We start from the raw sequence: 14,100 nt of genomic DNA on the forward strand, positions 1-14,100 counted from the left end.
CGTCAGGCCAGCTCCGCCATCACCCGCTTCAGGCCATCCTGCCAGCTCGGCAGCACGACGCCGAAATCCTGCTGCAGCTTGCGGTTGTCCAGCACCGACCAGGCCGGGCGCCTGGCCGGGGTCGGATACTCGGAACTGGGAATCGCCTCGACCGTCGGCACCTTGGCCAACACGCCGCTGGCCAACGCCTCGGCAAATATGGCCTCGGCAAAGCCATGCCAGCTGGTCTGGCCGCTGGCGGTCAGGTGCCAGGTACCCGACAACTGCCCAGGATGCTGCAGTGCCTGCGCGGTGACATCGGCGATCAACCCGGCCGGCGTCGGTGTACCGATCTGGTCGGCCACCACCCGCAACGCATCGCGCTCGGCGCCCACGCGCAGCATGGTGCGCAGGAAGTTCGCGCCGTGCGAGGCATACACCCACGCCGTGCGAAAGATCAGATGGCGGCCACCGGCCGCACGCACCGCGTCCTCGCCATCGCGCTTGCTCGTGCCATACACGCCGAGCGGTGCGGTCGGCTGGTCCTCGCGGTAGGGCGCGCTGCCCTGGCCGTCGAACACGTAGTCGGTGGAGTAATGCACGAACGGCACGCCATGCGCCGCACACCAGCGCGCGATCACGCCTGGTGCCTGCGCGTTGGCGGCGAAGGCCGCATCGACGTCCTGTTCGGCGTGATCAACAGCGGTGTAAGCCGCCGCATTGACCACCACCAATGGCTGCACGCGGTCCAGCAATGCCGGCAGGCTGTCGGGCTGGCCGAAATCGGCCGTTTCACAGGTACTTCCGTCGGGCAGTTGGCCGCTGCGCGTGGTTGCAATCACCTTCCCCAGCGGCGCCAGCGCGCGCAGCAACTCCTGGCCCACCTGCCCGTTGCCACCGAACACCAGCACGGTCATGGCACGTAGACCGGCAGGCGATCTTCAGCAATGTCCTTGAGGAACGGTGCGTTCTCGTCCTTGGCCGACAGGGTCGGTGCGCTGACCGGCCAGTCCACGGCGATGCCGGCGTCATTCCAGCGTACGCCGGCATCGAAGTCCTTGAGGTAGACCTCGGTGCACAGGTAACTGAACACCGCACGCTCGGACAGTACGGCGAAACCGTGCGCGAAGCCCTCTGGAATCCAGAACTGCTTCTTGTTCTCCGCGCTCAGCACCACCGCTTCCCACTGACCGAAGGTCGGCGAACCGCGGCGGATATCCACGGCCACGTCGTAGACCTCGCCTTCCAGCACGCTGACCAGCTTGCCCTGCGGCCGCGGCCACTGGTAATGCAGGCCGCGCAGCACGCCCTGTGCGGACGTCGACACGTTGCTCTGCACGAAACGGTCCGGCAGGCCCAGCGCGGCGAAGCGCTCGGCATTCCAGGTTTCGAAGAAATAACCGCGGGCATCGCCGAACACCGCCGGCTCGATCACCACGCAGCCGGGCAACCGGGTTTCAATCACTTTCATGGAACGACTCCACGCACGGCGAGCTTATGCAGGTATTCACCGTAGCTGTTCTTGATCAACGGCGCGGCCAGCGCTTCCAATTGTCCAGCGTTGATCCAGCCCTTGCCGAACGCGATTTCCTCGGGACAGCAGACCTGCAGGCCCTGACGGGTCTGGATCGTCTCGATGAAGTTGGATGCTTCCAGCAGCGACTGGTGGGTACCGGTATCCAGCCACGCATAGCCACGGCCGAGCGCCTCCAGGTGCAGGTCGCCTTCGGCCAGGTAACGCTTGTTGAGATCGGTGATCTCCAGTTCGCCACGCGGTGACGGCTTCAATTCGGCCGCGTAATCGCAGGCCTTGCCGTCATAGAAGTACAGGCCGGTCACCGCATAGTTGGAGCGCGGCTTTTCCGGCTTCTCCACCAGATCGATCACCTTGCCGCCCTGGTCGAACTCGGCCACGCCATACCGTTCCGGGTCATTGACCCAATACCCGAACACGGTCGAGCCGTGCACGCGCTCGTCAGCACGCTTGAGCACCTCGCGCAGGCCGTGGCCGTGGAAGATGTTGTCGCCCAGCACCAGGCAGCTCGGCTTGCCAGCCACGAAGTCGCGGCCGATCAGGTAGGCCTGGGCCAGGCCATCCGGACTCGGCTGCACCGCGTACTGGATGTCCATTCCCCACTGCGAACCGTCGCCCAGCAGCTGCTGGAACAGCGCCTGCTCGTGCGGGGTGTTGATGATCAGCACTTCGCGGATGCCCGCCAGCATCAGTACGCTGAGCGGGTAGTAGATCATCGGCTTGTCGTACACCGGCAGCAGCTGCTTGCTGACACCCTTGGTGATTGGATATAGGCGGGTGCCGGAGCCACCGGCGAGGATGATGCCCTTGCGCTGGGTCATGGTGTCTCCTGGGTTCAGTCCGTGGTGCCGATGCGCTGCAGGCGGTAGCTGCCGTCGAGCACGCCGTTGACCCAGTCCTGGTTGTCCAGGTACCAGTCAACGGTGAAGGTGATGCCCTGTTCGAAGGTGTAGGCCGGTTCCCAGCCCAGCTCGTTCTTCAGCTTGGACGCATCGATCGCATAGCGGCGGTCATGGCCAGGACGGTCGGTGACATAGGTGATCTGGCTGCTGCGCGGCTTGCCGTCCTCGCGCGGACGGCGCTGGTCCAGCAGTGCGCAGATCGCCTGCACCACTTCGATGTTCTGCTTTTCCGAGTTGCCGCCGACGTTGTAGGTCTCGCCGACCTGGCCCTTGGCCAGCACGGTGCGGATCGCTTCGCAGTGGTCGGACACGAACAGCCAGTCGCGCACCTGCTTGCCATCGCCGTACACCGGCAGCGGTTCGCCAGCCAGCGCCTTGGCGATTACCAGCGGGATCAGCTTCTCGGGGAAGTGATACGGGCCGTAGTTGTTGGAGCAGTTGGTGGTCAGCACCGGCAGCCCGTAGGTGTGGTGGAACGCACGCACCAGGTGGTCCGAAGCGGCCTTCGACGCCGAGTACGGCGAATTCGGGGCGTACGGGGTGGTTTCACTGAACCTGCCGGTCTCGCCCAGGGTGCCATACACCTCATCGGTGGACACATGCAGGAAGCGGAAGGCCGCCCCTTGTCCGGCCGGCAGCGCCTTCCAGTAGTCGCGTACCGCTTCAAGCAAACCCAGGGTGCCCACCACATTGGTCTGGATGAAGGCGCCTGGGCCGTCGATGGAGCGGTCCACGTGGCTTTCGGCGGCGAAGTTCAGCACTGCATCGGGCTGGTGCTCGGTCAGCAGGCGGGCGACCAGCGCGCTGTCGCCGATATCGCCCTGCACGAACACATGCCGCGGGTTGCCGTCCAGGCTGGCCAGGGTCTTCAGGTTGCCGGCGTAGGTCAGTGCGTCGAGATTGACGACCTTGATGCCACGGGCGACCGCTTCGAGAACGAAGTTACCGCCAATGAATCCGGCACCGCCGGTGACAAGCCATGTGGGCACTACCTGTTCTCCTGATTGGTACGGGTTGGGACGTGTCTGCAGCGAAGGGTTCGGAGGACCACGGGATATCAAGCGTTGATCCGGCTGGGCAAGCGTAGCCTGCCCGCGGCGGCAATGATGAACAGCGCCCCTGGGACCAGTGGCAGGAGGTAGCGTCCCTGCCCCTCGAACAGCAGGATCGACACCATTCCCAGGCCAAGTGTGGCCACGGCAAGCCAATGAACGGGCTGCCAGCGGCGCAGGTGGAGGCAGATGCGCAGCAGCGCAACCATCGTCCAGGCCGTCAACGCAATGTTGAGTGCCAGCGTCAACCTACCCAGCCACACCGGAGCACCGCCTCTCTCCAGGAACGGCCAATGCAGGAGGCTGCCGACATCGAACGATCCGCGCACGCGCAGCAGCGCCAACTCCAGGAAGCGGCCGGGGTGTTCGGAAATCCAACGGCGGCCAATTGCTGAGCCAATCACGTCGGCCGCAGGCGTCCAGTGGCGGAGCTTCCAGTCCTCGCTTTCTCCGCTGAAGAACCCTTGGGGAAATCCAGCATCGGCGAACCGGGCCTTGTCGTCAGCCTGGAGGGGGACATCCTTCAAGGGCATCCACCCGCCATGCGTATTGGCATCGTTGTTGTTGACCATCAGCACATACCCGCTGTTTGCACTGACGGGCACAAACTGGCCGAAAAGAACTGCGTTGCGCAGGGTCCACGGCCCCAGTACCAGCAGAAAACCCAGCACCACCATGCTGATCCGCCGCCAGGTGGCGATGCGCATCCCATCACGCAGGAGCAACGCCAGTGCCACGGCTCCCGGCAACGGCAGCATCTGTGGCCGGTTCAACGCGGTAAGTGCCAGCACGGCTCCCAGCAGCAGCCATCGGCCCGGAAAACGCACGACCGCCACAAGCATGCCGAACACGGCAAGGAACAGTGACAGCGATTCGGTACCCAGTACATTGCTGTAGGCGACCAGCGCCGGATGGAATGCCAGCACTGCCAGAGAGGCAACCTGCCAGGCCGGGCGCAGCTGGAGGCGCACCCCCAGACCGACCCACGAAACCAGCGTGCCGGCCCAGAGCAGGACATTGAGAATCTTGCCCGCGCCCACGTTCACGCCGGTGAGCATGAACCAGGCGCCGAGCATTCCGGGGTACAACGGAGGCTGGGACACATAGGGAATGCCTGAAATCCGGAAGCCGCCACCGCTGGCAACGCTGCTGGCAACCTCCAGATAGCGGCCGAAATCGGCAACGGGCTGCAAGGGGATCCATTGCACGAACAGCAGGCGCATGGCCACACCAGCAACGGCAATCGCCAGCAGCAGGCGGTATGGAGGGGGCGAGGTCAATGAAGGCATGTGGCGGGGCAGCGGAACCGGCCGCTAGAGTAGCCATTCAGGCGACGTGGATACAGGACGCCGTTTCACCATACGCATTCGCATGGTCGACAAAGGCCAGTTAGAATCGGGGTCCCACCCCCGAACCGGTTGCTGTGCGAGGACCGGACGTTCTCTCCGTTATTGAAGGACCCCGTACCAGATGAAAATCCTCGTCGCGTACAAGCGCGTGGTGGACTACAACGTCCGCATTCAGGTCAAGCCGGACGGTTCCGGCGTGGTCACCGACGGCGTCAAGCTGTCCCCCAACCCCTTCGATGAAATCGCCCTGGAAGAGGCCCTGCGCCTGCGCGACAAGGGCATCGCCAGCGAAGTCGTGGTCGCCACCATCGCCCCGGCCGATGCCCAGGCGCACCTGCGCAACGGCCTGGCCATGGGCGCCAACCGCGCCGTCCATGTGGTCACCGACCAGGCCATCCAGCCGCTGACCGCCGCGCGCACCCTGCTCAAGCTGATCGAGAAGGAACAGCCGGACCTGGTGATCCTGGGCAAGCAGGCGATCGACGACGACGCCAACCAAACCGGCCAGATGCTGGCCACGCTGTGGGGGCGCCCGCAGGCGACCTTCGCCAGCAAGCTGGACATTGCCGACGGCAAGGCCACGGTGACCCGCGAAGTCGACGCCGGCCTGGAAACGCTGGAAGTCGATCTGCCGGCCGTGGTCACCACCGACCTGCGCCTGAACGAGCCGCGCTTCATCAAGCTGCCGGACATCATGAAGGCCAAGGCCAAGCCGCTGGAGACCCTGCAGCTGGCCGACCTCGGCGTTGAAGCCGCCGACACCTTCAAGACCACCCAGTACGCCGCGCCGTCCAAGCGCAGCAAGGGTGTGATGGTCAAGGACGCGGCCGAACTGGTTGCCGCACTCAAGCAGAAGGGGTTGCTGTAATGAGCAGGATTCTCGTCATCGCCGAGCACCACGACGGCAAGCTCAACGCCGCTACCGCCAAGACCGTCAGCGCTGCCGCCGCCATCAGCGGTGCCAGCATCGACGTGCTGGTGCTGGCCGCCGATCCGGCTGCCGTGGCTGCGGAGGCCGCGAAGATCGCTGGCGTCGCCAAGGTCCTGACCTTGGCCAACGCTGCCAACGCGCAGGCCATCGCCCAGGTGCTGGCACCGCAGATCGCGCAGCTGGCCAAGGGTTACACCCACGTGTTCGGCCCGTCGACCACCTTCGGCAAGGACCTGATGCCGTGCGTGGCCGCCCTGCTGGGCGTCAACCAGGTTTCCGACCTGATGAGCGTTGAAGGCAGCCACACCTTCAAGCGCCCGATCTACGCCGGCAACGCGATCATCACCGTGGAAGCCCCGGCCGACCAGATCGTGGTCGCCACCGTGCGTGCCGCCTCGTGGCCGGAAGCCGCCCAGGGCGGCAGCGCCACCATCGAAGCGGCCAGCGTCGATGCTGCCCTGCCGACCCACACCCGCTTCGTCGGCCTCGCCGCTGGTGCCAGCGACCGCCCGGACCTGCAGAGCGCCAAGCGCGTGGTCTCCGGTGGCCGTGGTGTCGGTTCGGAAGAGAACTTCAAGGTCATCTTCCAGCTGGCCGACAAGCTCGGTGCCGCCGTCGGTGCCTCGCGCGCTGCGGTTGATGCCGGCTACGTGCCCAGCGACCTGCAGGTCGGCCAGACCGGCAAGATCATCGCGCCGGAACTTTACGTGGCCGTCGGCATCAGTGGCGCCATCCAGCACCTGACCGGCATCAAGGATGCCGGCACGATCGTCGCGATCAACAAGGATCCGGACTCGCCGATCTTCGAGATTGCCGATATCGGTCTGGTGGGCGATCTGTTTGCGATCCTGCCGGAGCTGGAAAAGGCGCTGTAGTCGAAACCTGCGTAGCAACTCGCAGGGTGGGCAGACATTGCCCACCCTGCCACTCGTCAAAACATGTCGGCATATTGCAACACGCCTTTTGCGCTGTCTTGATTCTGTAGCATTTCCCCTCCCATCGCTCCAACCGGAGGGAGAGAATGCAGATGGCGATGAAATGCCTGTTTTTTGCGGCATGGATCGGAATGCTCGCGTTGCTTGCGCGACATTGCACACATGGACAGCGATGGAAGCTGCTGGTCACTGCGCTCTGCGGAGCACTGCTGGCGATCTGGCTTTTCATTGATGCACTCAGTGGCAACGGCATCGATTACGCCGTGATCTATCATCTGCGCGCAGGCATGCGCGGCGCAGGCGCCGCTGATTTCAGCTTGCCCATCGGCCTGCTTTCGGCAGCACTGGTGGCATGCCTGGCCCTCGCTTTCATGCCCCGCCTGCATTCGGCACGGAGGTGGGCACCCGCCGGTCCCCTGTTCGCGGCTTCTCTGCTGGCGACGCTGGTTTTCAATCCGATCGTCTACGACGTCGCGACACTGGTACGCCAGGATCGGCAGGCACGTCTTGCACCGGCACAAGGGGACCAGTACGTACGTCCCGACGCCCCGCTCGGGAATCACCGCAACGTGGTGATTCTCTACGCCGAAAGCTTCGAGCGCACCTATCTCGATGAGTCGCGATTCCCTGGCCTTGCGCCAGAGTTGAACAAGCTGCGCAGCGAGGCCGTGGATTTCCGGCACGTGGACTCGCGCGAAGGCGGCACGTGGACGATCGCCGGCATGGTCAGTTCCCTGTGCGGCGTCCCCCTTTCCCTCAGCCAGGACGCCAATGGCTATGCAAGCATCGGCCGCTTCCTGCCTGGCGCGTACTGCCTGACCGATCACCTGCGCGAGCGCGGATACGACGTCGAGTTCATCGGTGGCGCCGCTTCTGATTTCGCTGGAAAGGGACAGTTCCTCGCCAGCCACGGCTTCGGCACGGTACGCGATCGCTCCTATTTCAAGAGCCTGAAGCTGGGCGACAACCGTTTCTCGCCATGGGGCGTCCACGATGATGTCCTGTTGGATGCGCTCTGGGACCGCTTCGCTGCGCTCTCGCAGCAGACCACGCCTTTCGCCCTCGTCGGCCTGACTCTGGATACACATCATCCAAGCGGACACATCCCCCATGCCTGCCTCGATGTCGCCTATGAGGGGCTTGGCCAGCGCAGGCCGATGCTCGACGCAATCCATTGCTCGGACCGACTGGTTGCTGATTTCGTACGCCGCATCCGCGCCAGTCCCTACGCTCGCAATACAATCATTGTTGTTGCATCGGACCATCTGGCCCTGCCCAACGACATTGCCGACCTGTTGCGAGATGCTGATCGCAGCAACCTTCTTCTCATGTTCGGCAGCGACCTGCGCGCGAGGCAGGTTGATCGACCCGCGACCACCCTCGATACCGGCGCCTCACTGCTTGATGCCCTGCAAGGGGGAGTGGCACTCGGCTTTGGCCGCTCACAGCTTTCCGTGAAGGGCGCAGGTACTTCATTGAGTGTCCGACCCGGTCGGGAACCAGATGCCAGCGAGGACCACCTGCCAGGTTTCATGGCCTATTCCAGCACGCTATGGGAGCTGGGCCGGATCGACGATCACCTGCAGTTGGTGGATGGCGTCATCCAGTTGGGTAAGCAGACGCTGACTCCGCCCTTGGCCATCGCTGCCGATGACCGCGGCCGAATTGCCCAGCTTGGCACGAACGGCATCCGCTCTGGCCACCTTCTGGCCGGCGGTGATTCCCAGCAGGTCCTCTACATTGATCGTTGCTTTGCGTTCGACGAACGACAGCCCGCCGATGAGTGGTGCCTGTGGGGGAGCGCTGACGGAACGGCTCGCGTGGTGTCACAACAATCGCTCAAGGCCGGCGCGTTGGTGCCGGAACTGCTGCAGGCTGCACGCGAAGCGCCCCCGGCATCCCAGCTGCGCAACGATTTCATCATCCGCACCCACTTCGATGCGAGCCATACGATCGTCGGTGAAGCGATGGATGGAAAGCTGTTCTCGCAGGGTGCGGAAGGGACCTTGGCCTATGGCGCCTACCAGGATCTGTGCGCAGGCAACTACACCCTCAGCCTGCAGGGCGTGGCCCACCCCGCCAACGGTGCCTGGGCCGACGTCGTTGCCAGTTACGGGGCACAGACCTACGACCGCCATGCGCTGCTGGACACGGCCGATGGACGTGACGGGACGATGCTGGAAGCCAGGTATGTATTCCCTGAAGACCTGCCCCTGGCTGAAGTCCGTGTCGGCGTATCGCCAGACGCTGCGGTGCGACTGGATGGCTATACCCTGCTGCCTGCCTACGAGGCACTGCCTGTGGGATCGTCGGTGGATTTCAGCGCCGATGCCAGCAATCGTTTCATTTCCTGTGGCTGGCACGGTCCCTCTCCCCAAGGGCGCAGCGTTCGTGGCGCGGCCGCCTCGCTACGACTGCGCCTGCCATCCGAGCCCGCCCGGCTGCAGGCAGTCCTTTCACTGTCGGCGCAGTCACCTCGCGAGCTCACGGTGCTGGCCAACGACGCCCCGCTCGGCTTGCTTCAGATCGAAGCAGGGACGCGTGAATACCCCATCGACCTGGCAGGCCTGTCCAGCGCCGCCGGCGGGCAGCTCACCTTGACGCTGGTGCCTGGACAAACGACCTGCGCTACGGAGGACTGCGAGCTGATTACCCTGCACCGTCTGCACTTGGCCCCGGCTGCGACGGCTCAACCGGCTGCTCCAGCCTGTCCCGGGATGCGCTGCCTTCACGCCCCCGCGCTGGTACCTGAATCTGTCGCAATGTAACTCCCCCTCGTATACTCCCCGCACTATTGGATGAGGGGAACTGCGGCATATGTCGCATCACAATGATGTACCGGCTGGATCCGGTGAGTTGACGCCGGGAGCAGCCCTGTGCGTCGATCTGGACGGGACGCTGCTGCGTAGCGACCTGCTGTACGAATCACTGCTGGCCCTGCTGGCGCGCAACCCGCTGTTTGCTTTGCTGGTACCGTTCTGGCTGCTGCGCGGCAAGGCCTATGTTAAGCGCCAGCTCGCTTCCCGGGTGGCCTTGCAGGTTGAAACCCTGCCATACGATGAGCGTGTCGTGGCCATGCTGCGCGCGACACCGCAGCGTCCGCGTGTCCTGTGCACCGCCTCGGACCAGCTGTTGGTCCAGCCGATCGCCGATCATCTCGGCGTTTTTGACGAGGTCATCGCCAGCGATGGGGCCCGCAATCTGGCCGGGCACGCCAAGGCTGAAGCCCTCGTCGAGCGCTATGGGGAACGGGGGTTCGACTATCTTGGCAACCACCGCGTTGACCTGCCGGTCTGGAAGCACGCCGCAGGTGCTGTCGTCGTCAACGCCACCGGATCGCTGGCAAACCAGGCCCGCGCGCAAACCCGGTTGATCGACCACCTGCCTGGACAGCCCGGAGGGCTCCGCACCTGGATCAAGGCCCTGCGGCTGTACCAGTGGCTGAAGAACCTTCTGGTACTGGTTCCACTGCTTACCGCGCACCGTCTGTTCGAACCAGAAGCCGTAGTAAACGCGGCGCTCGCCTTCCTTGCCTTCGGCCTGTGCGCATCCGGCGTTTACCTGCTGAACGACCTGCTGGATCTGGCGCCAGACCGGCAGCATCCACGGAAGCGGAAGCGACCATTCGCGGCCGGGACCTTGCCCCTGTTTCATGGCCTGGTCGCCACCCCCTTGTTGACACTGGCCGGTTTCGCTCTGGCGCTGTGGACAAGTCCTGCGTTTGCACTGGTCCTGCTGATCTACTTCATCACGACCCTGGCCTATTCGTTCACGCTCAAGCGCATCGTGATGATCGATGTCGTGGTGTTGGCGGCGCTTTACACCGTGCGGATCATCGGCGGCGCTTTTGCAATCGATTCGCCACGGTCATTCTGGCTGCTCGCGTTCTCGATGTTCATTTTCCTCAGCCTTGCCCTTCTCAAGCGCTATACCGAACTAACCGCGGCTGCAACGCAGGGAAAGCAGAAAGCCTCCGGTCGCGGATACTCCGTGGCCGATCTGCCGCTGGTGCAGTCATTCGGGACAGCTGCGGGCTACATCGGCGTTCTGGTCTTCGCCCTCTACATCAACAGCCCTGACAGCCTCAGACTGTACGCCACGCCCCAAGTGCTCTGGCTGCTCTGTCCTGTGCTGCTGTACTGGATCAGCCGTGCCTGGTTTGTCGCCCACCGGGGCGACATGCATGATGACCCCATCGTGTTCGCAGCGCGCGACCGCGTCAGCCAGGGCGTCGGCCTCGCCGGGCTGATCATCGTAATGGCGGCGACACGCCACTGGTAATGCCTCCTCATCATTCCAAAGTTGATCGCATGTATCTCAAATTCATCCCACTCATTCTGTTCTCCGTAGCCCTCAATGCGAGTGCGCAGCTTTTCCTTCGCAAAGGCATGCCGAATGTTTCGCTGGTGACCAACCAGGGCGTGCTTGAGCTCGCACAGGGCGCCATCCGCGTTGTCCTCAATCCGTGGGTCTTCAGCGGACTGTCGTGCTATGCGATCAGCATCGTGCTTTGGATGTACGTCCTCTCCAAGGTCCAGGTGAGTTTCGCTTATCCCTTCCTGAGCGTGGGATACGTGATTGTCGTTGGTGCTGCATATCTGTTCTTCCGTGAACCGGTCAGCGTAATGAAGCTGGCTGGAATCGCGCTGATCTGTGCTGGCGTCGTTCTCGTCGCGCGTGGGGGCTGAGCCGTGACCAAGCATATTGTCATTGGTGGCTCAGGTTTCACCGGATCGCATCTCGTCCGGACCCTCCTTGCACAGGGCCAGCAGGTTCAGACCGTTGACCTGCTGCCTCTGCCTGCAGAATTCTCCGGCAGGGTCGTCCATCACCAGCTGGATATTCTGGATACTGCGGCGCTGTCGCGCGTGCCATTGGATGAAGGTGATGTCGTCCACCATCTTGCGGCAAGGCAATTCCATAACGCCGTGCCGGCAAAAGAGCAGGACGCCTGGTTCGCCGAGGTCAACGTTACCGGTACAGCCAATGTACTGAAGTGGATGCGTAAACTGCGCCAGCCACGCTTGATCTATACCAGCACGGACATGGTGTACGGGCTGCCGGAATCGCTGCCTGTACCTCCAACGCACCGACGCAACCCGCTGGGTCCGTATGGACGCAGCAAGGCGGCGTCGGAACAGCTGTGCGAACAAGCACGAACCGAGGGCTACCTGATTACCGTCCTGCGTCCACGCATGATTGTGGGCCCCGGACGCTTTGGCATCCTGATCAAGCTGTTCCGGCTGATGGACCTTGGCCTTCCCGTGCCAACCATCGGCAGCGGTCGGAACCGCTACCAGATGATCGCCGTGGAGGATGTCGTCAGCGCAATTCTTGCTGCGGTCGAGAAGGGATTCCCCGCCGTCGCACTGAGCTTGGGATCGGGCGATGCACCACCAGTTCGCCAGTTGCTGCGCAATACGATCAAGCGCATCGGCTCGCGCTCGATTGTAGTGCCGGTACCCGCCAAGCCGTTGAAGATGACGCTGTCGCTTCTGGAAAAGCTGGGCAAACCGCTGCTGCATCGGGAGCAGTATCAGATCGCCGACATCAACTACGTGGTCGACATTGCACCTACGCAGGAAGTTCTGGATTGGCATCCCACACGCAATGACGAGGACATGCTCGTTGCAGCGTACGCACATTACCGGAAGCAGATCTGAATGATCTGCATGGAGGGACCTGGATGGGGTCGCCTCCGTATCACTGGCCTCGCCGGAGAAAAGTCCGGCGAGGCGGGATAGAGATCAGCGCGGCAAACCACCACGATGCTGCCCCAGCAAGGAAATGGCGATGACCTCCTTGCACGGGAGCCGCTGCGATCTACGTCGGGCCGGACGCACTGGCGGCGCCTGATCAGTCATCGCTATAGACGATGACCGCGCCACCCTTTGCATCCTGGAAGAGCCTCAGTCGCCCTTCACCCAGCCCGGTTTCATTCACGGCGTCACCTTCCACCGCCATCGCGCACACTTCTGCCTCGTGCGTCCGGCAATCAACAAAACTCCTGGCCCCGGTAGCCACCACCACCGAATTCATCAAGTATTCGTTGTTGAAAGTGGCAGCTGGCTCTTTGCCACCCGGCATGCGGCCGGAAACCGCCAGTACTGAATACCGGTCTGCCGGCAATGGCAATAGCGTGTGGATCTTCTCAAACAGGAAGGAGGTCGTTTCCACCTGGGTCTGGAGGAACGTACGGGCCTGTGCCTGGAATCCAATACCGCCCGCCAGCAGGAGGAGGAATACGACCGCCCGTGAGATACGATTCCCGCCTCCAAGAAGGCCGAAAAACAGCGCCAGTCCAAGTACCAGCGCGATCAGGCTGCGCGTGGTAATTACTGGTGCCAACGGAATCGAGAATGCGTGGAACGCCGCAGCGACCATTGCGAGCGTCAACAGGATCTGGACTGAACCCTTCCGGCGAACGGCGAATGGAACGAGCAGCAGCACGGTTGCCAACAGCAACCAACCATCCAGGTTCGAGGCCTTGCCAATGGAAGCTACACACTTCCCGAATGATCCAATGACGTAGCTTACGTTCTGCCATAAAGAGGGAAGATCCTTGGCCGGATGTGGCGATCGCCAGTCATCCACCTGCGGACCGAAATGCCCTGCCAGCAGCAGCAGCATCATCGACATGACCAAAGCGCCGAGTACCGCCCCTCCCACCCAGCTGAGCGTGTGTTGCAACCACAACCTCCATCGATCTCGAGCACTCCGCTGTTCGGACGCGAATTCGCCGATGAACAGGAGCGGGACCAGGAAGTAGTAGCTCTGCATCGTCCCGAACAGAAGGATCCCGAGCGCCGCATAGACCGCAACCGGTGCTATCGCCACTCGCCGCGTGACCACCTCGGCCAGGATCAGGACTGCAACTGCCGAGAACGCAGTGGCCGGCCACATGCTTTGTTCCACGACTGGCGGAGAGATCGAAACGACGGCCGAAATGATCAGTGCCAGTGCAACCGACAGGCCTGCGCGGCGCGCAATGCGATAGACCAGCAAAAGATGTGCGGCGATATACGCGGCGAACCAAGCCGACGCGTCAATACTGACAAGCACATCCTTGAAGATGTAGTTCAGCCACCGGCCATCCTGCAACAGCTTCAGCTGGAAATAGTGGTTGTAGTGAACTTCATCGTGACCGAACACATGCAGATTCGATAGTTGGCTATAAGCGGATGCCACGAGCAGCATGGACAGAAGCGCAGCCACCATCTTGAATCCGCCATGGCTCGGGGCATCAGTGCACATCGAGTGCAGCTGCGACCGCGCCCGCCCAGCCAAGTTACTCCAATCCATATCTTCCCCTAACTCCAGATTCGCCCAACTGAATTTGACCGGCCTAGCATCATCCAGGCCGAGGTACCGATGGCGGTGAACGGGCCCAATCGGCTCTTTGACTGCCCTGAAGACGT

12 protein-coding genes are annotated in these 14,100 nt (G+C 63.0%); 6 read left to right on the top strand and 6 right to left on the bottom strand.

The features are described 5' to 3' along the window. Positions 1-2 precede the first annotated feature (2 nt). The 5 genes from rfbD to AC5JLE_RS12700 form a co-directional block, all read right to left on the bottom strand. Positions 3-896: a dTDP-4-dehydrorhamnose reductase gene (gene rfbD, locus AC5JLE_RS12680; protein ID WP_496065337.1), complete on the bottom strand. Its 894-nt coding sequence runs from the start codon at positions 894-896 to the stop codon at positions 3-5. Beyond that, positions 893-1,450 (bottom strand): dTDP-4-dehydrorhamnose 3,5-epimerase, encoded by a 558-nt coding sequence (rfbC, locus tag AC5JLE_RS12685; RefSeq protein WP_053494804.1) that lies wholly within the window; start codon positions 1,448-1,450, stop codon positions 893-895. Before rfbC ends, rfbD begins: the two co-directional genes overlap by 4 nt. Further along, complete coding sequence (gene rfbA / locus AC5JLE_RS12690) at positions 1,447-2,334, bottom strand: glucose-1-phosphate thymidylyltransferase RfbA (protein WP_053494803.1); 888 nt, start codon at positions 2,332-2,334, stop codon at positions 1,447-1,449. The genes rfbC and rfbA overlap by 4 nt, the downstream gene beginning before the upstream one ends. A gap of 14 nt (positions 2,335-2,348) precedes the next feature. After that, a complete protein-coding gene (rfbB, locus tag AC5JLE_RS12695; protein ID WP_069118021.1) occupies positions 2,349-3,404 on the bottom strand; it encodes a dTDP-glucose 4,6-dehydratase in 1,056 nt (351 codons plus the stop codon). Between the two features lie 68 nt (positions 3,405-3,472). Next, positions 3,473-4,690: an ArnT family glycosyltransferase gene (locus AC5JLE_RS12700; RefSeq protein ID WP_481445568.1), complete on the bottom strand. Its 1,218-nt coding sequence runs from the start codon at positions 4,688-4,690 to the stop codon at positions 3,473-3,475. Positions 4,691-4,937: 247 nt separating this feature from the next. Between AC5JLE_RS12700 and AC5JLE_RS12705 the strand changes: the two genes are divergently transcribed. The 6 genes from AC5JLE_RS12705 (at position 4,938) to AC5JLE_RS12730 (ending at position 12,345) form a co-directional block, all read left to right on the top strand. Beyond that, positions 4,938-5,684, top strand: a complete 747-nt coding sequence (locus tag AC5JLE_RS12705; RefSeq protein WP_014035896.1) for an electron transfer flavoprotein subunit beta/FixA family protein — start codon at positions 4,938-4,940, stop codon at positions 5,682-5,684. Beyond that, the gene (locus AC5JLE_RS12710; RefSeq protein WP_164110886.1) at positions 5,684-6,622 is read left to right on the top strand and encodes an electron transfer flavoprotein subunit alpha/FixB family protein; all 939 of its coding nucleotides are present in this window, start codon (positions 5,684-5,686) and stop codon (positions 6,620-6,622) included. Before AC5JLE_RS12705 ends, AC5JLE_RS12710 begins: the two co-directional genes overlap by 1 nt. Positions 6,623-6,768: 146 nt before the next feature. Further along, on the top strand, positions 6,769-9,450 hold the full coding sequence (locus AC5JLE_RS12715; RefSeq protein WP_053494799.1) for a sulfatase-like hydrolase/transferase: 2,682 nt from the start codon (positions 6,769-6,771) through the stop codon (positions 9,448-9,450). 106 nt (positions 9,451-9,556) lie between these two features. After that, the gene (locus tag AC5JLE_RS12720) at positions 9,557-10,963 is read left to right on the top strand and encodes a UbiA family prenyltransferase (protein WP_481445577.1); all 1,407 of its coding nucleotides are present in this window, start codon (positions 9,557-9,559) and stop codon (positions 10,961-10,963) included. A 29-nt stretch (positions 10,964-10,992) separates the two neighbouring features. Further along, complete coding sequence (locus AC5JLE_RS12725; protein ID WP_053494798.1) at positions 10,993-11,370, top strand: SMR family transporter; 378 nt, start codon at positions 10,993-10,995, stop codon at positions 11,368-11,370. Positions 11,371-11,373: 3 nt separating this feature from the next. After that, on the top strand, positions 11,374-12,345 hold the full coding sequence (locus AC5JLE_RS12730; protein ID WP_069118022.1) for an NAD-dependent epimerase/dehydratase family protein: 972 nt from the start codon (positions 11,374-11,376) through the stop codon (positions 12,343-12,345). Positions 12,346-12,538: 193 nt separating this feature from the next. On the opposite strand, the gene AC5JLE_RS12735 is transcribed toward AC5JLE_RS12730, so the two are convergent. Then, positions 12,539-13,900 carry a glucosyltransferase domain-containing protein gene (locus AC5JLE_RS12735; RefSeq protein ID WP_140222887.1) on the bottom strand — a complete coding sequence of 454 codons (1,362 nt, stop codon included), beginning with the start codon at positions 13,898-13,900 and terminating at the stop codon, positions 12,539-12,541. Positions 13,901-14,100 lie beyond the last annotated feature (200 nt).

This window comes from Stenotrophomonas sp. (assembly GCF_059505245.1).